This is a genomic window from Mesorhizobium sp. M7D.F.Ca.US.005.01.1.1 (assembly GCF_003952545.1).
GTDB lineage: Bacteria > Pseudomonadota > Alphaproteobacteria > Rhizobiales > Rhizobiaceae > Mesorhizobium > Mesorhizobium loti.
In genome coordinates this window covers 707,794-724,991 of the sequence record NZ_CP034453.1, presented here as the reverse complement: position 1 = coordinate 724,991, position 17,198 = coordinate 707,794, and the positions used below count along the sequence as shown (strand labels likewise).

Sequence of the window (17,198 nt, the reverse complement as noted above, 5' to 3'; positions counted from 1 at the left end):
AAGAAAACGGACAGGCACAATGGCTACCGAAATCCGCGTTCCTACTCTCGGCGAATCCGTCACCGAAGCGACCATCGGCAAATGGTTCAAGAAGGTCGGCGACGCGATCGCCGCCGACGAGCCGCTGGTCGAACTCGAGACCGACAAGGTGACGGTGGAAGTGCCCGCCGCCGCCGCCGGCATCCTTTCGGAGATCGCGGTCAAGGAAGGCGAGACGGTCGGCGTCGGCGCTTTGCTGGGATCGATTTCGGCGGGTGGCGAGGCTCCTGCTACCAAGCCGCAAGCGGTGTCGCAGGCTTCGTCGCCTGATGCGGCAGCGACCGGCAGGCAGGCCGCGGCCGAGACCGCCAAGATCGCCGGCGACGCCGGCGCGGTCGAGCCGCGCAGCATGCCGCCGGCGCCGGCCGCAGCCAAGCTGATCGCCGAAAACAATCTCTCGGTCGACCAGCTCTCGGGTTCCGGTAAGCGTGGCCAGGTGCTGAAGGGCGACGTGCTCGACGCCATCTCCAAGGGCGCGCCGTCGCAGCCGGCCGAGACGCCAAAGGCTGCACCGGTGGCCGTGCGCGCTCCGTCCTCGGGCGACGATGCGTCGCGCGAGGAGCGCGTGCGCATGACCAAACTGCGCCAGACCATTGCGCGCCGCCTCAAGGAAGCGCAGTCGACCGCCGCCATGCTGACCACCTTCAACGAGGTCGACATGTCAGCGGTGATGACGCTGCGCACCAAATACAAGGACGTGTTCGAGAAGAAGCATGGCGTGAAGCTCGGCTTCATGGGCTTCTTCACCAAGGCCGTGACCCACGCGCTGAAGGAAATCCCCTCGGTCAACGCCGAGATCGACGGCACCGACATCATCTTCAAGAACTATGCCCATATCGGTGTCGCCGTCGGCACCGAGAAGGGCCTCGTCGTGCCGGTGGTGCGCGATGCCGACCAGATGTCGATTGCCGAGATCGAGAAGGACATCGGCCGGCTGGGCATCGCCGCACGTGACGGCAAACTGTCGGTGGCGGATATGCAGGGCGGCACGTTTACGATTTCCAACGGCGGCGTCTACGGGTCGCTGATGTCGACGCCGATCCTCAACGCTCCGCAGTCGGGCATTCTCGGCATGCACAAGATCCAGGACCGGCCTGTCGTGGTCGGCGGCCAGATCGTCATCCGGCCGATGATGTATCTGGCGCTGAGCTACGATCACCGCATCGTCGACGGCAAGGAAGCGGTGACCTTCCTGGTGCGCGTCAAGGAAAGCCTGGAGGATCCGGAACGGCTGGTGCTCGATCTCTGAGGTCTGGTGCTGATCCGGTTGTTGGAATGCGTGCCGGAGGAAGGGATCTGCGCGGCAGAATGACGACCCGTTCCCTTAGCCTTTCCAAGGTGCTTTCGATAGCATCGATCGCGGCCGGCATGGCGCTGGCCGCCGCCGGCGCCCGCACCGCCTGTCCGATCGAGCTTGCCGTCTATGGCGACACCCAGAGCGGCAGCGAGATTGATTTCACGCCGACCGGCACCTCCGCGACTGTCACCAACAGTTTCCGGATGATCCTCGACAACAATGTGGTGCTCAACGGTATCGTCATGTGGAACGAGGGTGTGTCGCGGCCGAACGGCGCGCTGATGCACAAATGCCCGGAGGGCGACGTTACCGGCGAGGAGCTTGCGGCCTGCACGCCCTGGCATGGCGTGATCTACACGTCGGATGACAAGGGCAACATCGGATTGCTGCCGGCCGAAGGCGTCGAGGCGCCGAAGACGCTGATCCTGCCGGATCTCGGGCCGGCGTTGCGCCAATCCAGCGCCTATGGCGGCAGCGGGTTTTCGAAAGTGCCGTGGGATGTGTTTGCCTTGAAGGGATGCCAGGAATGAGCGGGACGCAAAAGGTGCTGCTGGTCACCGGCGGCAGCCGAGGTATCGGCGCCGCGATCTGCCGGCTCGGGTCGCAAGCCGGCTACCGACTGGGGATCAACTACGCTGCGAACCAGGACGCTGCCAATACGCTGGTCGCCGAGATCAAGGCTGCCGGCGGCGAGGCTTTTGCCGTCAAGGGCGATGTCGGCAGCGAGGCCGATGTCTTGGCGATCTTCGAGGCCGTCGACCGCGCCTATGGCCGGCTCGATGCCTTCGTCAACAATGCCGGCATCGTCGACATCAAGGCGCGCGTCGACGAGATGGATGTGGCGCGGCTGGAGCGCATGATGCGCATCAATGTCGTTGGCTCGTTTCTCTGCGCCCGTGAGGCGGTGAAACGCATGTCGACCCGCCACGGTGGCAAGGGCGGATCGATCGTCAACATCTCGTCGGCGGCAGCGACACTGGGCTCGCCGGGCGAATATGTCGATTATGCCGCCTCCAAGGGCGCCATCGATACCTTCACCATCGGGCTCGCCCGCGAAGTGGCGCTGGAGGGTATCCGCGTCAATGCGGTGCGGCCGGGCCTCATCGACACTGAAATCCATGCCTCCGGCGGGCAACCAGACAGGATAGAGCGGTTCCGCGACATACTGCCGATGAAAAGAGCCGGCACGGCTGATGAAGTCGCGGGCGCGGTTCTCTATCTTCTATCCGACGCCGCGTCCTACACGACTGGCGCGATCCTGAATGTAAGCGGCGGCCGCTGAGCGCTCTCAAGCAGATCGAGCATGATGTTATCCGAAAACCGCGTCACACTTTTCGGCATCATGCTCAAACAGAAGGACAGTATCATGGCTTATGACGTCGTTATCATCGGATCGGGGCCGGGCGGCTATGTCTGCGCCATCAAGGCGGCGCAGCTCGGACTCAAGGTTGCGGTGGTCGAGAAGAATGCGACCTTCGGCGGCACCTGCCTCAACATCGGCTGCATTCCGTCGAAGGCGCTGCTCCATGCCTCCGAGATGTTCGCCGAGGCCGGTCATTCCTTCGACACGCTCGGCGTCGAGATATCAGCGCCGAAATTGAACCTGAAGAAGATGATGGCGCACAAGGACGCGACGGTGTCGTCGAACGTCAACGGCGTCGCCTTCCTGTTCAAGAAGAACAAGATCGACAGCTTTCGCGGCACCGGCAAGGTGATCGCGGCCGGCAAGGTCTCGGTAACCGGCGAGGACGGCAAGGTCGAGGAGATCGAGACCAAGAACATCGTCATCGCCACCGGCTCGGATGTCGCCGGCATTCCCGGCGTCAAGGTCGACATCGACGAGAAGGTGATCGTGTCGTCGACCGGGGCGCTGTCGCTGGACAAGGTTCCCGGCCATCTGGTGGTGGTCGGCGGCGGTGTCATCGGCCTCGAGCTCGGCTCGGTGTGGGCGCGGCTCGGCGCCAAGGTCACGGTGGTCGAATTCCTCGACACCATCCTCGGCGGCATGGACGGCGAGGTCTCCAAGCAGTTCCAGCGGCTTTTGTCGAAACAGGGTTTCGAGTTCAAGCTCGGCGCCAAGGTCACCGGTGTCGCCAAGGCCAAGAAGGGTGCCATCGTCACCTTCGAGCCGGTCAAGGGCGGGGCCGCCGAGACCATCGAGGCCGATGCCGTGCTGATTGCCACCGGCCGCCGCGCCTATGCCGACAGTCTCGGGCTCAAGGAAGCCGGCGTCGAGGTCGACGAGCGCGGCCGCGTCAAGACCGATGGCCATCTCAGGACCAACGTTCCCGGCATCTATGCGATCGGCGATGTCATCGCCGGGCCGATGCTGGCCCACAAGGCCGAGGACGAGGGTGTGGCGGTGGCGGAAACCATTGCCGGCCAGGCCGGCCATGTGAACTATGACGTCATTCCCAGCGTCGTCTACACCAGCCCGGAAATCGCCTCGGTCGGCAAGACCGAGGAAGAGCTGAAGAAGGCCGGCATCGACTACAAGGTCGGAAAATTCCCGTTCAGCGCCAATGGCCGGGCGCGCGCCATGCTGCACACCGACGGTTTTGTGAAAATCCTCGCCGACAAGACGAGCGACCGCGTGCTCGGCGTGCATATCGTCGGCTTCGGCGCCGGCGAGATGATCCACGAGGCAGCTGTGCTGATGGAATTCGGCGGCTCGTCCGAGGATCTCGCCCGCACCTGCCACGCGCATCCGACGATGTCGGAAGCGGTCAAGGAGGCGGCGCTGGCGACGTTCTTCAAGCCAATCCACATCTAAAGCCAACCAACGCTTCGTCATCCTCGGGTCAAGCCGAGGATGACGAACGTAGCGACATCGCCCAAAACAAAACGGCCCGCTTTCAGCGGGCCGTTCGTATTTGATATCGAGCCGATCAGTTGGCCGGTGCAGGTGCCGGCGCAGGCGCTGGGGCCGGTGCGGGCGCTGGTGCAGGGGCCGGAGCCGGAGCCGGAGCCGGAGCTGGGGCCGGAGCAGGAGCAGGTGCTGGCGCAGGTTCGGCCGGCTTCATCGGTTCTGCCGGTGCGGGCGCGGGGGCCGGTGTGCTGGCCGCCGGCGGCTCGGCTGGTGCCGGATGCTCACCACTTCTTCCGAAAACATAATACGCGACAACCGCCAGAATAACGACGACCAGTGCAATCAGCCAACCACTACCGCCGCCGCCGCTACTTGGCCGTGGAGCGTTGGTGGACGAATTGAACGGGTCGTTTGGATTCGGTGCGTTCGCCATAAAAGTGTCCTCCGTGGATGAAAAATATCAATCAACACCATTCAACGCGCAATCATTGAACTGGTTTCACGCTAGGGTTGGAAAACGCCAAAAACAAGGGCAATCCTGCCTTTCCGCGACCGGAATGGCGTCGTTTCGCCACGCAGCGCGCCAAGTCCGTGCCTGCTATGGTCGATTCAGAGGATTTTGCCGCGATGAATTCCACAGCGCAGATTGTCCCGAACCCCCACGACGCTCTTGCCGGCGCCCAGTTCGCCGACCGCTATCTGCTGGTCACCGAAGGTCTTTCATTGACCGCTCTCGGCGCCGCCGAACGGGCTTTGGGGCAAACGCCGCGCTGGGTCGGCAGGCTCATAGCACTGCGCAATCTTGCCGTCAGGCCATTCCGGCTGAAGACGGGCCTGGAACCTGCCGTGTTGCCGGCCGGAAAGATCGGGATATTTCCGCTCCTCAGCCAGCTTCCCGGCAAGGTCGTGCTTGGCCTCGACGATTGGCATCTCGATTTCCGGGTCCTGGTCGAAGTCAGGGATCTCGGCATGGGCCGGCAGGAAGTGGCCGCAACGACGATCGTCAAGACGCATAATTGGCTCGGGCGTACCTATCTCGCGATCATCATGCCGTTTCACCGGATCGTTGTTCCGGCGATGCTGGCCCAGATCCTGTCCAAGTAAAGCTAGAGTCCGACAGGTGTGACGGTATAGCCGGCCTTGCGGAAATCCTCGACCAGGCCTTCGGGACCGGGAAGGTGAAGGGCGCCGACCGCCATGAAGGCATTGCCCCTGGCAAGGATCGGCCCGGCATGCTCGACCATCACCTTGTTGCGGCTGGTGATCATGGTTTCCTCGAACGCCGCATAGCCCGCGGGGTCGTCCTGCCCCTCTGGCATGGCGGCACGAAACAGCGGCCAGAACATGCCGGTGTCGCCGCGCTGGTAGAGCACGATCATGGTTTCGTTGATGTCGTTGACCTTGTCGCCGAGCTTCAGCGTGTCGACGAGGCCCTTCATGTGAAAGGCGAGCGGCAGCGAGGCCATGGCGCGCAGCTGGCTTTCAGCCGTCTCCAATCCTTCCACCGGCTTGCCGGCAGCCTTTGCGCCCTCCGCCAGCTTGACGTCGAGCACCGGTGCGCCGCCGGATTGGCGGGCGAGTTCGCAGGCCGGCAGTGCCATCATGGCCGACAGCATCCACGGCTTCATCTTGGCAACGCTTGCCGGTGGGATACCGCGCGCGTCGAGTGCGGTGTTCATGGCCGCCGCATCGTCCGGCGACAGCAACGATGCCAGCGTCGTCGAATCGGTGAACATCATCAGGTCCGGCTCTTTAAGCATCGCGACCATCATCTTCTGCTTGTCGAGCACGTCGGTGGTTTCGATGACGATGGTGCCGGCGGCGTCATAGGCTTTCTGTGCGTCAGGCGGCAGCGTGGTGACGCGTGGGTCGGTCATGTGCATGGTGCCGAACAGGAAGGACGGCTTTTCGCCCGGCTTTTCCAGCTTCCACAACAGGCCCTTGCCGTTCGGCGTCGCGGCCGCTTCCGTCTCGATCTTGCGATAGGCGGCCGGGTCGTCCTTCTGCAAGGCCGACAGCATGTCGGCGCCGGTGCAGGTCGGGATTTCGGCATGCGCCCTGCCGGCCGCGAACAGCAGGACGGCGAGGAACGACAGGAAAAACAGGACATTGAGCGCAACAAGCAGCTTCAGCGATACGGACGCTGCGCGGTCGGCGATGGCTATGACGCGTTTCATGGTTCTGTCTTAGGACCGAAAAGCGGCAAAACGGTTAATTGGTACTGCGAAATTGAACGCTTCATGCCCGTGGATGGGCGGATTCGTAGATTTCGAGCAGCCTCGCGGTGTCGACGCCGGTGTAGATCTGCGTCGTCGACAGGCTGGCGTGGCCGAGCAGCTCCTGGATGGTGCGCAAATCGCCGCCGCGGCCGAGCAGATGCGTGGCGAAGGAATGGCGCAGCGCATGCGGCGTCGCGGTGTCGGGCAGGTTGAGCGCCGAGCGCAATTTGGCCATGTCGCGCTGGACGATGGCCGGATTGAGCGGGCCGCCGCGCGCGCCGCGAAACAACAGGCCCTTCGGGTCGAGGTGATAGGGGCAGAGCCGGCGATATTCGGCGATGGCGCGCAGCGCCACCGGCAGCACCGGCACCAGCCGCGTCTTGCCGCCCTTGCCGGTGACGCGCAGCACGGTATCGGCCGCCGACCCCAGATCGGCGCCGGCAAGGCCAAGTGCCTCGGAAATGCGCAGACCCGAGCCGTAGAGCAGCGTCAGCACGGCGGCGTTGCGGGCAGCGATCCAGGGCTCTTCCGCCAATTGGCCTTCGACGGAAACGATATGCTTGGCATCGCTTGCCGTCAGCGGCTTGGGTAGTGATTTGGGCTGGCGCGGCGCGCGCAGGGCTGCCGCACCCGCCGCATTGGCAAGGCCGCGCCGCTCGAGGAAACGCAGCAGCGAGCGGATGCCGGCCAGGCCGCGGCCGAGCGTGCGGGCACCGGCACCGGCGTTGCGGCGGGCGGCGAGGAAGCCGCGCAGATCGGCCGGGCGCAGATTGGCGATGTCCGAAATGCCGGGCGAGCCGCCGCAATGGCCGGTGAGGAAATGCAGGAACTGGCGCGTGTCGCGCTCATAGGCTTCCACCGTCTCAGGTGACAGCCGACGTTCTCGCGCGAGCATCTTCAGCCAGCTTTCGCGTGCCGCTTGGAGATCGGGTTTGGCGGGGATTAGGAATTCCTGCATGGCGTGCTTTCAACCTTTGTTTCATGCATGCCCGGCCATTTTCCGGCAGCCGGGTTAGGAAGCGGTGAAGAGCGCGTCATTGAAATGACAATCGGGGAGCGTTAGAGCAAAGCCAAAGGATGTCGCGCCATGAGCAAGCCCCAGAACCCTGTCCAGATGGCCGTGATCGGCGCCGCCCACGGCATCAAGGGCGAATTGCGGGTGAAGACCTTCACCGGTGAGCCGCTGGCGCTGGCCGATTACGGCCCGCTCTATTCCAGGGACGGCCGTGCCTTCCAGATCATCGACATCAGGCCCGCCAACACCGTCGTCGTGGTCCGCTTCAAGGGCGTTGCCGACCGCAATGCGGCCGAGGCGCTGGCCGGCACGGAGCTGTTCGTCGACCGTTCGATGCTGCCGGACGACGGCGAAGAAGACGAATTCTACCATGCCGACCTCGTCGGCCTCGAAGTCCGCGACGACACGGGTGCCGCGCTCGGCAAGGTCGTCGCCGTGCACAATTTCGGCGGTGGCGACATTCTCGATGTGACATTGGGCGGGCGCAAGGGCGTGCTGATCCCGTTCACGCAAGCCGCAGTACCACAAGTGTCGATCGCCGAGGGTTTCGTCCGTGTCGACCCGGCGGCGGCCGGGCTGGTTGAGGACGAGGATGGCGATGGCCCGCGCGAGGAAGGCTTCGATCCGAAGGGAAGGCCGCGCGGACCAAGCGATGCCGGGGGCAACCGGTGAGTTTTTCCGCCTCGGTGCTGACGCTTTACCCCGAGATGTTTCCCGGCGCGCTCGGCCTGTCGTTGGCCGGCCGGGCGCTCGAGGCCGGCACGTGGTCGCTGGAGGCGATCCAGATCCGCGACTTCGCCACCGACCGCCATCGCACCGTCGACGACACGCCGGCCGGCGGCGGCGCCGGCATGGTGATGCGCGCCGATGTTCTGGCCAGGGCGATCGATCAAGCTTCGCCGGAAGGCGATATGCGGCCTCGGCTGCTGATGAGCCCGCGCGGCAAGCCGCTGAACCAGGCGCGTGTGCGCGAACTGGCCGCCGGGCCGGGCGCGGTCATCCTGTGCGGTCGCTTCGAAGGCGTCGACCAGCGGGTGATCGACGCGCGGGGATTAGAGGAAGTCTCCATCGGCGATTTCATCCTCTCGGGCGGTGAGCCGGCGGCGCTTGTGCTGCTCGATGCGGTGGTGCGGCTGTTGCCCGGCGTGATGGGCAATTCGGTATCGGGCGAGGAAGAAAGTTTCGAGAACGGGCTGCTCGAACACCCGCACTATACAAGGCCGCAGGAATTCGAGGGGCGCGAGATTCCCGAAGTGCTGATTTCCGGCAATCACAAGAAGATCGCTGCCTGGCGGCGCGCGGAGTCAGAGAGACTGACAGCCGAGAGGCGTCCGGACCTGCTTGCCGCTGCTCACCCCTTGGCAAAATAGTAGAAGGCGAGGAACAGGCCGACGGCGACGACAAAGCCGCGCACCGCGTTCTGTGGCACGCGCTTGGCGATCCAGACGCCGGCATAACCGCCCAGCGCGCCGCCCGGGATCATGATGATCGCCTGTGGCCAGGCGACGACGCCACCCGAGACGAAGACGACGATCGCGACAGCGGCGATGACCATGGCCAGCATGTTCTTCAAAGCGTTGAGCCGGTGATAGTCGCCGGCTTGCGTCAGGCCGAGCGTCGCCAGCATCATCACGCCCATGCCGGCACCGAAGAAGCCGCCATAGATGGCGGTGACAAACTGCGCCAGGGAACCGGCCAGCGAACCCACCGCCGCCTCATGGCCGGGTTTTGGCGCCGGCTTCAGCCAGGGTCCGGCTGCAAACAGGGCCGTCGCGGCCAGCAGCAGCCACGGCACCAGGGCGCGAAACGAGGGATTGTCGAGCGCCAGCAGGATCAGCGCGCCGGCCAGCGCGCCCACCGCCGAGATCAGGCACAGCAGCAGCGCGCCGCGCCAGAAATGCCTGATGTCGGCCGAGTAGGCGAGTGTCGAGGTGATGTAGCCTGGAAACTGTGTCACGGAGGAGGTGGCGTTGGCGACGATCGGCGGCAGGCCGACCAGTGTCATGGCGCCGAAGGTGATGAAGGTGCCGCCACCGGCGACCGCATTGGCGGCGCCTGACAGAAAGCCCGCCAGAAAAAGCAGGATTGCGTCGAAGACAGACATGGAATGCGGCCGCTCAAAACTGTGCTATTTCAGGCTTAGGAAGCCTGAACGAGCGGCGCAACCCGGCACGGCAAGATTACGATGGTGCCATGCAAGCAGAAAATGCGCGGCCAAGGCGTGACAAAGCGGCGAAATAGCTGTATGTGCCCGCCCGTACCGGCCAGAAAGAATCTGCCGGACCCGTCAACAATGACGGTGTAGTCGCCCCTGCCCGATGTTTCAAAGACAAATGTCTTGGAGACAGAGGGCATAGCCGAGCGGTCATTGGAACTGCAAGGCGAGTGTCGGACGCTCTGACTGTCGGAAGAACAAGAAGTGGATTTTTGAGATGGATATCCTCCGTCAGCTCGAGGCCGAACAGGCCGCCAAGATCGAAGCCAAGCGCAAGCTTCCCGAATTCCAGCCCGGCGACACCGTGCGCGTCCTGGTCCGCGTGACCGAAGGCACCCGCACCCGCGTCCAGGCCTATGAGGGCGTCGTCATCGCCCGCGCCGGCGCCGGCTTCCAGGAGAACTTCACCGTTCGCAAGATCTCCTACGGCGAAGGCGTCGAGCGCGTGTTCCCAGTCTACTCGCCGATGGTCGAAGGCGTCGAGATCGTTCGCCGTGGCAAGGTGCGCCGCGCCAAGCTCTATTATCTGCGCGATCGTCGCGGCAAGTCGGCCCGTATTTCGGAAAACACCGGCGTGCGCGCCCGCAAGCTGAACGACGAGGAGCGCGATGCGCTGAACGCCGAGAAGGCCCGCATCGAGGCCGAGAAGGTGGCAGCCGCCGAGGCTCTGGCCGTCGAGAAGGCCGCCCAGGACGCCGCCGAGAAGAAGGCCGCCGCCGAGGCAGCTGAAGCCGCCAAGGCAGCCGAAGCAGCCACCGCCGAATAAGGTTTTCGACGAGCATGTTCAAAAAGGCGGCTTCGGCCGCCTTTTTTCGTTTCCGGGAAAGGCTTGGGCAGGAAATCGGTGATTGACTCCATTTATATCGTACACTAAATAATCGTGTGCTATTTAAATGGAGAAGCGTAATGCCTGCATTGTATTCCACCCAAGCCCGCGCCGTCGGCGGCCGCGCCGGCCATGTCCAGAGCGACGATGGCCTGCTCAGCCTCGACCTTGCCATGCCGAAGGAACTGGGCGGCAAGGGCGGCGCCACCAATCCCGAGCAGCTTTTCGCCGCCGGCTATGCCGCCTGTTTCGAAAGCGCCATGCGCTTCATCGCCGGCAAGCAGAAGCTGCCCTTGCAGGATGCTTCGGTGACGGCCAATGTCAGCCTGCACACCAATGCGCAGGGCGGATTTGTGCTTGGCGTTTCGCTTTCGGCGGAAACGAAAGGTCTTGATCAGGCGGCAACGGAAGCGCTTGTATCGGCGGCGCACCAGATTTGTCCCTATTCCAATGCCATCAAAGGCAACATTGAAGTGGCGCTTTCGGCCAGGGCACTTCCGGCAAAGGCAGCATGACCACGAAGCAGACAAGCGATGTCATCGACGTCCCGGCGGATTTCGCCGGGATACCGAAGCTCGACCAGCATCTGTGCTTCGCGCTCTATTCGGCAAGCGGGCTGATGACGCGGCTCTACCGGCCGCTGCTCGAGCCGCTCGGCCTGACCTATCCGCAATATCTGACCATGCTGGCGCTGTGGGAGCATGCACCGCGCACCGTTGGCGACCTCGGCGATGCGCTGGGGCTCGATTCGGCAACGCTGACGCCACTGCTCAAGCGCCTGGAAGGCAATGGCCTGGTGACGCGCCGGCGCGATGCCGCCGACGAACGCCGCGTGCTGGTCGAACCGACACAGCAAGGCCGGGCGCTGCGCGAGGGCGCCAGGGCGGTGTCGGCCGCGATGCGCTGCCATTCGCCGCTCGATGGCGACGAGCTGAAATCCCTGCATCATACCTTGACCCGACTGATCGACGGTTTGCGTGAAGCCAGCGCCGCGACGCCGGACCGCGATTGACGGCGGATCGCAAGGATCGTCCTGGAATCCCGTAATTGAACGCATCGGAATCCGTTTTCGCATGCGCTGACGCAGCGGACCGTCTTGCATGACGCTTGCGGAAAGCTAAAGTCGGCGCCGGATTTTCCTGCAAGCCCGGCCATGTCTGGGTCCTTCAATTTCCGGGGAGTGTGTCATGACCAAATCGAAACTGCTGCTGGCAGGCCTGCTTGCCCTCGTCCTGGCACCCGTTGCCGCCTTCGCGCAGGCTTTGCCCGACCTCGGCGGCAAGAAGGTGGTGGTGGTCACCGAAAACGCCTATCCGCCGCTGCAGTTCATCGATGCCAAGACCGGCAAGCAGATCGGCTGGGAATATGATGCGATGAACGAAATCGCCAAGCGGCTGAATTTTGCGGTCGAGTACCAGAACACATCCTGGGATGCGATGATCCAGGCGGTTTCCGACAACCAGTACAACATCGGCATGACGGGCATCACCATCAAGGACGACCGCAAGGAGAAGGTCGATTTCTCCGACCCCTATATGCGCTCGGAACAGTTCATGCTGGTGCGCGGCGACGAGAGCCGCTTCACCGACGCGAAGACCTTCGGCGCCTTCAAGGATGGGCTGATCGGCGCGCAGGCCGGCACGACGCCGTTCTACACCGCCGTCTACAGCGTGCTCGACGGCAATGAGCAGAACCCGCGCATCAAGCTGTTCGAGACCTTCGGCGCGACGGTGCAGGCGCTGAAGTCCGGCGACGTCGATGTCGTGCTGACCGACGGCACCGCCGGCAAGGGCTATGTCGATGCCTCCGAAGGCAAGCTGAAGCTGATCGGCGGACCGCTCGGCACCGAGGATTTTGGTTTTATCTTCCCGAAGGGTTCGGATCTGGTCAAGCCGGTCAACGCGGCGATCGCGTCGCTCAAGGCCGACGGCACCCTCGATGCGCTCAACAAGAAGTGGTTTCTTGACTACAAGATGGGGCAATAGGCCCTGTTGTCGCTACGGGTTTCGCTAATCGCAAACGCCAATGAACAGGGGTGGTTGACAAGAAGGCAGCTGCTCACCGGCGTTGGGCATTGATGCCCCCCGCTTCCACCTCCAAAGCCGACTTCCCCTGGTGGCTCGTCGTGGCAGTGACCATCGCTATCGCGGTGGCGGTCTTCGTCGCCACCAGCAACCTCTATGCCCAGGTGTTCGCCACCGTCGCCAAGGGCATCAGCATCACCATCTTCGTCACCGTGATCGCCTTCGTGCTGGCGTCAGCCATTGGGCTCGGCATCGCTCTGATGGGAATGTCCGGCTCGCGCTGGCTACGCCAGATCGCCCGCTTCTATGTCGAGATCATTCGCGGCGTGCCGATCCTGGTGCTGTTGTTCTGGATCGCCTTTGCCGGTGCGCCGGCCTTCGTCGCGGCCTGGAACGCGCTGACCGCGCCGCTACAAAGCGCCGGCCTGTTCGGCGAGTTGCTGGTGCGCGACGTGTCGCTGCTGTGGCGCGCCATCATGGCGCTGACCATCGGCTATTCGGCCTTCATCTCGGAGGTTTTCCGCGCCGGCATCCAGGCGGTGGAGAAAGGCCAGATCGAAGCGGCGAAGGCACTCGGGCTGAGCCGGGCGCAACGCTTCCGGCTGATCGTGTTCCCGCAAGCGATCCGCACCATCCTGCCGCCGCTCGGCAATGATTTCGTCGCTCTGGTCAAGGATTCCTCGCTGGTCTCGGTGCTCGGCGTTGCCGACATCACCCAGATGGGCAAGGTCTATGCCGCCGGTTCGTTCCGCTTCTTCGAGACCTATTCGATAACAGCCTATATCTATCTCATCCTGACTGTCGGCCTGTCGCTGGCGCTGCGGGCGCTGGAACGGCGGCTACGCCGTCAGCACGAGGAATAGTTTTTCGGCGAAGACAGCGTTACGATCCCTGAGCATTCTCGTTGAGGAGATTCCATGATCGTCGATAAAGCCAACGCGGCGCTGGATTCCGTCTATACGGCCGACACGCCGGAAGCGCTTGAAGAGGCCTATGCCGCATGGGCCGCGACCTATGACAGCGAGACCGCCTCGCTCGGTTATCTCCTGCCGTTCCTGATCACCGCCTGGGTAGCGCGGCATGTGCCGGCGGGCGATGGACCATTGCTCGATGCCGGCTGCGGCACCGGCCTGTCAGGTCCGTCGCTGAAGGCGCTCGGCTACCGCGACATTGCCGGGCTCGACCTTTCCGACGACATGCTGAAGATCGCCGGCAGCCGCAATGCCTACAGCGAGCTGAAACAGGCGATGCTGGGCGGGAAGCTGCCATGGCCGGACGGGTATTTCCGCGCCTTCTTTTCGACCGGCGTGTTCACCATCAGCCATGCGTCGGCATCGGGCCTGCACGAGTTGGTGCGCATCACCCGCGAGGGCGGCCATGCCATCTTCACCGTGCGCGACCAGGTGTTCGAAAGCGGCGGCTTCCAGGCAGTGTTCGACGAACTGGAGCAGGCGAGGAAATGGCGCCCGGTCGAGGAAAGCTCTTGGTTTAGGTGTTACGCCATCGCCGAGCCTGACGCGCTGGTGAAGACCTTTGTGTTTGAAGTGTTGTGACCCCACTTCCCTTCTCCCCTTGCGGGAGAAGGTGGCCCCGCGAAGCGAGGTCGGATGAGGGGTGTTCCAGCTTGGCACCGCCAGCACTCCGTCCAACACCCCTCAACCGTCTCGGCGCTGAACGCCGCAATTGCCGAAAACCCAAAACATTGGTATGAGCCACGCCATGGAAGAGCTTTTTGGCGATCCGGCCTACAAGGGGTTCGTGCTGCAGGACAGGAAACGCCTGCCGTCGCGCTTCTCCGCGCGCGTGTCCGGGGCGCTGACCAGCCGACTTACCTAGGCCGACCTATCCAGGTCGTTTCGCCGGGCCGAAAGTCAGGCGTCTGCTCTTTCCCATTCTCATATCGACGGATTTACGCACATGAGCGCACCGCGCACCCTCTACGACAAGATTTTCGACGACCATGTCGTCGACCGCCAGGACGACGGCACCTGCCTGCTCTACATCGACCGCCACCTCGTCCATGAAGTGACCAGCCCGCAGGCCTTCGAAGGCCTGCGCATGACCGGCAGAAAAGTCCGGCATCCGGAAAAGACGCTGGCCGTGGTCGATCACAATGTCTCGACCTCGCCCGAGCGCAAGTTCGGCATCAAGAACGAGGAAAGCCGCATCCAGGTCGAGGCGCTAGCCAAAAACGCCAAGGATTTCGGCGTCGAATATTACTCCGAGAACGATATCCGCCAGGGCATCGTCCACATCATCGGCCCCGAGCAGGGCTTTACCTTGCCCGGCATGACCATCGTCTGCGGCGATAGCCACACCTCGACCCACGGCGCCTTCGGCGCGCTGGCGCATGGCATCGGCACGTCTGAGGTCGAGCATGTTCTGGCGACGCAGACGCTGATCCAGCGCAAGGCCAAGAACATGCTGGTGCGTGTCGACGGCCAGTTGCCGGAAGGTGTCACCGCCAAGGACATCATCCTGGCCATCATCGGCGAGATCGGCACCGCCGGCGGTACCGGCTATGTCATCGAATATGCCGGCGAGGCGATCCGTGCGCTGTCGATGGAAGGCCGCATGACGATCTGCAACATGTCGATCGAAGGCGGCGCGCGCGCCGGCCTGATCGCAGCCGACGAGACGACCTTCGCCTATGTCAAGGACAAGCCGCGCGCTCCGAAAGGCGCGGCCTGGGATGCGGCACTCGAATATTGGAAGACGCTGCAGTCCGACGAGGGCGCGCATTTCGACAAGGTGATCGTGCTCGACGCGGCCAAGCTGCCGCCGATCGTCTCCTGGGGCTCGTCGCCCGAGGACGTTGTATCGGTGCAAGGCATCGTGCCGAACCCGGACGACATCACCGATGAGAACAAGCGCACCTCCAAGCAGCGTGCGCTCGACTATATGGGGCTGACGCCGGGGACCAAGATCACCGATATCACGCTCGACCGCGTCTTCATCGGTTCCTGCACCAATGGGCGCATCGAGGATCTGCGCGCCGTCGCCAAAGTGGTCGAAGGCAAGACGGTCAGCCCGCATGTCGATGCGATGATCGTGCCGGGCTCTGGCCTGGTCAAGGAACAGGCGGAAGCCGAAGGCCTCGACAAGATCTTCGTCGCCGCCGGCTTTGACTGGCGCGAGCCGGGCTGCTCGATGTGCCTGGCCATGAATGACGACCGGCTGAAGCCGCATGAGCGCTGCGCCTCCACCTCGAACCGCAATTTCGAGGGCCGGCAGGGTTTCAAGGGCCGCACCCATCTGGTGTCGCCGGCGATGGCGGCGGCGGCGGCGATCGCTGGCCACTTCGTCGACATCCGCGAGTGGAAGTAACTCCGGAGCGCCCAGCTTCGAACACAGACCAGGCCCCGGACCGCTTTGCGGCTCCGGGGCCTTTTTCATCCGGTTCGTCGACATGTTCGCTTTCGCTTAACCGCTTGTTTGGGCTTGCGCTCTAAGGTCTTCCCCGACGTAAGTGGGGAAATTACAGTCGTTTGGACACGGGTCTGCTCATAGCGCTGCTCAACCCGACGATCGCGTTGGCGCTCGGCGCCGCGTTCCTCGTGCTATGGTCCTATCAACGCCACCGCCCCTATCTGGCCGTGCTGGGGATCAGCTACGGTCTCTCGGCGGTCGGCTTTCTGCTGCAGTATTTCACCTTGCCGATCGGCATGCCGCTGACCAAGCTGGCGTCGAACATCTGCTTCACCATCGCCGGCTGCTGCCTGTCCAGCGCCATCGTCCACCGCTATGGCCGCAAGGTGCCCTATGTGGGGATCGGCGTGTTGGCGGGCGGCGGCCTGGCGTCGCTATGCTGGTTCCTGTTCGTCGCGCCGGATCTCACCTGGCGCATTCTGGCGATGAATTTCGCTTTCGGCGGGATCAGCCTTCTGGTCGCCGCCGAACTGCGCCCGGTGCGCCGCAACGGTCCGACCGAAAACATCCTGTTCGTGCTGTCGCTGCTGTCGGGCGTCAACTTCTTCGTGCGCACCCTTGTCGTCGTCATCGCGCATGGGCCCTTCACCGGCTATGACGGGTTCTATGGCTCGTCCTACTGGACGACCGCGCTGCTGTCGCATGCACTGCTGTCGCTGCTCATTGCGCTGTGCCTGTTCTCCGCCGCGGCCCTCGACGTGATGAAGGCGCTGAAGACCGAAACCTATACCGATCCGCTGTCGGGCCTGCTCAACCGGCGTGGCTTCGAGGAGCGAGGCATGCTGCTGCTGCGGCACTGCGCCTCGGCCCGGTTCCCGGTCGCGCTGGTGCTGGCCGACCTCGATCATTTCAAGGCGCTCAACGATGTGCACGGGCATGCGGCGGGCGATCGCGTGATCGCCGACTTCGCCGCCAAGCTTCGGTCGGCGGCGGGCACGCGCGGTGTTGCCGGGCGTATCGGCGGCGAGGAATTCGCCGTGCTGCTGCCGCTCAGCGATCTCGCCGCCGCGCGGCTGTTCGCCGAGGCGGTGCGCACGCTCTATTCGGCCGGCCACGTCGACGGGCTCCCCGCCGGGACGAAGGTGACAGCCAGCTTCGGCGTGGCGGCCCGCAGCGGCGACGAGGCTTTGGAGCCGCTGATGCGCCGTGCCGACGACGCGCTCTACAAGGCCAAGAAGAACGGCCGCGACAGTGTGCGCCTGTCCTATGAGCGGCCGGAAACGGCGTTCGTGCCGGAGCCGCTCAAGGTGGGCTGATCCGGCCGTGCCGTGCCGGCGTTAACGTCTTCTTCGCCCGTCGATGCTTAGCTATTGGCGCGGGTGCGG

19 protein-coding genes are annotated in these 17,198 nt (G+C 63.9%); 16 read left to right on the top strand and 3 right to left on the bottom strand.

Annotated elements, in window-relative coordinates; all coding sequences use genetic code 11:
* The first annotated feature begins 19 nt into the window (after positions 1 to 19).
* The 6 genes from odhB (at position 20) to EJ076_RS03385 (ending at position 5,249) form a co-directional block, all read left to right on the top strand.
* Positions 20 to 1,288: a 2-oxoglutarate dehydrogenase complex dihydrolipoyllysine-residue succinyltransferase gene (gene odhB / locus EJ076_RS03410; RefSeq protein ID WP_126066904.1), complete on the top strand. Its 1,269-nt coding sequence runs from the start codon at positions 20 to 22 to the stop codon at positions 1,286 to 1,288.
* Positions 1,289 to 1,347: 59 nt separating this feature from the next.
* Positions 1,348 to 1,866, top strand: a complete 519-nt coding sequence (locus EJ076_RS03405; protein ID WP_126066903.1) for a hypothetical protein — start codon at positions 1,348 to 1,350, stop codon at positions 1,864 to 1,866.
* On the top strand, positions 1,863 to 2,618 hold the full coding sequence (locus EJ076_RS03400) for an SDR family oxidoreductase (protein WP_126066902.1): 756 nt from the start codon (positions 1,863 to 1,865) through the stop codon (positions 2,616 to 2,618). Before EJ076_RS03405 ends, EJ076_RS03400 begins: the two co-directional genes overlap by 4 nt.
* 60 nt (positions 2,619 to 2,678) lie before the next feature.
* Positions 2,679 to 4,109, top strand: coding sequence for a dihydrolipoyl dehydrogenase (lpdA, locus tag EJ076_RS03395; RefSeq protein ID WP_126070952.1), 1,431 nt, complete (start codon positions 2,679 to 2,681; stop codon positions 4,107 to 4,109).
* 39 nt (positions 4,110 to 4,148) lie between these two features.
* Positions 4,149 to 4,472, top strand: a complete 324-nt coding sequence (locus tag EJ076_RS35085) for a hypothetical protein (RefSeq protein ID WP_164548506.1) — start codon at positions 4,149 to 4,151, stop codon at positions 4,470 to 4,472.
* Positions 4,473 to 4,772: 300 nt separating this feature from the next.
* Positions 4,773 to 5,249, top strand: coding sequence for a DUF2867 domain-containing protein (locus tag EJ076_RS03385; RefSeq protein WP_164548533.1), 477 nt, complete (start codon positions 4,773 to 4,775; stop codon positions 5,247 to 5,249).
* Positions 5,250 to 5,251: 2 nt separating this feature from the next.
* On the opposite strand, the gene EJ076_RS03380 is transcribed toward EJ076_RS03385, so the two are convergent.
* Both EJ076_RS03380 and EJ076_RS03375 read right to left on the bottom strand, forming a co-directional pair.
* The gene (locus EJ076_RS03380) at positions 5,252 to 6,322 is read right to left on the bottom strand and encodes a TraB/GumN family protein (RefSeq protein ID WP_126066899.1); all 1,071 of its coding nucleotides are present in this window, start codon (positions 6,320 to 6,322) and stop codon (positions 5,252 to 5,254) included.
* A gap of 61 nt (positions 6,323 to 6,383) precedes the next feature.
* Positions 6,384 to 7,322, bottom strand: a complete 939-nt coding sequence (locus tag EJ076_RS03375; protein ID WP_126066898.1) for a tyrosine recombinase XerC — start codon at positions 7,320 to 7,322, stop codon at positions 6,384 to 6,386.
* 129 nt (positions 7,323 to 7,451) lie between these two features.
* Between EJ076_RS03375 and rimM the strand changes: the two genes are divergently transcribed.
* Positions 7,452 to 8,051: a ribosome maturation factor RimM gene (gene rimM / locus EJ076_RS03370; RefSeq protein WP_126066897.1), complete on the top strand. Its 600-nt coding sequence runs from the start codon at positions 7,452 to 7,454 to the stop codon at positions 8,049 to 8,051.
* Complete coding sequence (trmD, locus tag EJ076_RS03365) at positions 8,048 to 8,749, top strand: tRNA (guanosine(37)-N1)-methyltransferase TrmD (protein WP_126066896.1); 702 nt, start codon at positions 8,048 to 8,050, stop codon at positions 8,747 to 8,749. Before rimM ends, trmD begins: the two co-directional genes overlap by 4 nt.
* Here the strand turns inward: trmD and EJ076_RS03360 are convergent.
* Positions 8,731 to 9,483, bottom strand: coding sequence for a sulfite exporter TauE/SafE family protein (locus tag EJ076_RS03360; protein WP_126066895.1), 753 nt, complete (start codon positions 9,481 to 9,483; stop codon positions 8,731 to 8,733). The two genes, trmD and EJ076_RS03360, sit on opposite strands and share 19 nt — an antisense overlap.
* Before the next feature lie 328 nt (positions 9,484 to 9,811).
* Between EJ076_RS03360 and rplS the strand changes: the two genes are divergently transcribed.
* The 8 genes from rplS (at position 9,812) to EJ076_RS03310 (ending at position 17,129) form a co-directional block, all read left to right on the top strand.
* Entirely contained in the window at positions 9,812 to 10,360 is a 549-nt protein-coding gene (rplS, locus tag EJ076_RS03350) for a 50S ribosomal protein L19 (protein ID WP_109663826.1), read from the top strand.
* A gap of 140 nt (positions 10,361 to 10,500) precedes the next feature.
* Positions 10,501 to 10,935: an organic hydroperoxide resistance protein gene (locus EJ076_RS03345; protein ID WP_109663829.1), complete on the top strand. Its 435-nt coding sequence runs from the start codon at positions 10,501 to 10,503 to the stop codon at positions 10,933 to 10,935.
* On the top strand, positions 10,932 to 11,432 hold the full coding sequence (locus EJ076_RS03340; RefSeq protein ID WP_126066894.1) for a MarR family transcriptional regulator: 501 nt from the start codon (positions 10,932 to 10,934) through the stop codon (positions 11,430 to 11,432). The genes EJ076_RS03345 and EJ076_RS03340 overlap by 4 nt, the downstream gene beginning before the upstream one ends.
* 175 nt (positions 11,433 to 11,607) lie before the next feature.
* Positions 11,608 to 12,405 carry a transporter substrate-binding domain-containing protein gene (locus tag EJ076_RS03335; RefSeq protein ID WP_126066893.1) on the top strand — a complete coding sequence of 266 codons (798 nt, stop codon included), beginning with the start codon at positions 11,608 to 11,610 and terminating at the stop codon, positions 12,403 to 12,405.
* A 92-nt stretch (positions 12,406 to 12,497) separates the two neighbouring features.
* Entirely contained in the window at positions 12,498 to 13,307 is an 810-nt protein-coding gene (locus tag EJ076_RS03330; protein ID WP_126066892.1) for an amino acid ABC transporter permease, read from the top strand.
* Between the two features lie 54 nt (positions 13,308 to 13,361).
* Positions 13,362 to 13,997, top strand: coding sequence for a class I SAM-dependent methyltransferase (locus EJ076_RS03325; RefSeq protein ID WP_126066891.1), 636 nt, complete (start codon positions 13,362 to 13,364; stop codon positions 13,995 to 13,997).
* A 364-nt stretch (positions 13,998 to 14,361) separates the two neighbouring features.
* Positions 14,362 to 15,771, top strand: coding sequence for a 3-isopropylmalate dehydratase large subunit (gene leuC, locus EJ076_RS03315; protein ID WP_109663845.1), 1,410 nt, complete (start codon positions 14,362 to 14,364; stop codon positions 15,769 to 15,771).
* Between the two features lie 161 nt (positions 15,772 to 15,932).
* Entirely contained in the window at positions 15,933 to 17,129 is a 1,197-nt protein-coding gene (locus EJ076_RS03310) for a GGDEF domain-containing protein (RefSeq protein ID WP_109663848.1), read from the top strand.
* Positions 17,130 to 17,198 lie beyond the last annotated feature (69 nt).

Bases quoted from the DNA above. Each gene is read 5' to 3' on its own strand.
- EJ076_RS03360 (WP_126066895.1), bottom strand. From the start codon at position 9,483: ATGTCTGTCTTCGACGCAATCCTGCTTTTTCTGGCGGGCTTTCTGTCA.
- EJ076_RS03330 (WP_126066892.1), top strand. From the start codon at position 12,498: ATGCCCCCCGCTTCCACCTCCAAAGCCGACTTCCCCTGGTGGCTCGTC.
- EJ076_RS03385 (WP_164548533.1), top strand. From the start codon at position 4,773: ATGAATTCCACAGCGCAGATTGTCCCGAACCCCCACGACGCTCTTGCC.
- EJ076_RS35085 (WP_164548506.1), top strand. From the start codon at position 4,149: ATGACGAACGTAGCGACATCGCCCAAAACAAAACGGCCCGCTTTCAGC.
- EJ076_RS03375 (WP_126066898.1), bottom strand. From the start codon at position 7,322: ATGCAGGAATTCCTAATCCCCGCCAAACCCGATCTCCAAGCGGCACGC.
- odhB (WP_126066904.1), top strand. From the start codon at position 20: ATGGCTACCGAAATCCGCGTTCCTACTCTCGGCGAATCCGTCACCGAA.
- EJ076_RS03335 (WP_126066893.1), top strand. From the start codon at position 11,608: ATGACCAAATCGAAACTGCTGCTGGCAGGCCTGCTTGCCCTCGTCCTG.
- EJ076_RS03400 (WP_126066902.1), top strand. From the start codon at position 1,863: ATGAGCGGGACGCAAAAGGTGCTGCTGGTCACCGGCGGCAGCCGAGGT.
- EJ076_RS03345 (WP_109663829.1), top strand. From the start codon at position 10,501: ATGCCTGCATTGTATTCCACCCAAGCCCGCGCCGTCGGCGGCCGCGCC.
- leuC (WP_109663845.1), top strand. From the start codon at position 14,362: ATGAGCGCACCGCGCACCCTCTACGACAAGATTTTCGACGACCATGTC.
- EJ076_RS03340 (WP_126066894.1), top strand. From the start codon at position 10,932: ATGACCACGAAGCAGACAAGCGATGTCATCGACGTCCCGGCGGATTTC.
- EJ076_RS03380 (WP_126066899.1), bottom strand. From the start codon at position 6,322: ATGAAACGCGTCATAGCCATCGCCGACCGCGCAGCGTCCGTATCGCTG.
- EJ076_RS03325 (WP_126066891.1), top strand. From the start codon at position 13,362: ATGATCGTCGATAAAGCCAACGCGGCGCTGGATTCCGTCTATACGGCC.
- rplS (WP_109663826.1), top strand. From the start codon at position 9,812: ATGGATATCCTCCGTCAGCTCGAGGCCGAACAGGCCGCCAAGATCGAA.
- rimM (WP_126066897.1), top strand. From the start codon at position 7,452: ATGAGCAAGCCCCAGAACCCTGTCCAGATGGCCGTGATCGGCGCCGCC.
- lpdA (WP_126070952.1), top strand. From the start codon at position 2,679: ATGCTCAAACAGAAGGACAGTATCATGGCTTATGACGTCGTTATCATC.
- EJ076_RS03405 (WP_126066903.1), top strand. From the start codon at position 1,348: ATGACGACCCGTTCCCTTAGCCTTTCCAAGGTGCTTTCGATAGCATCG.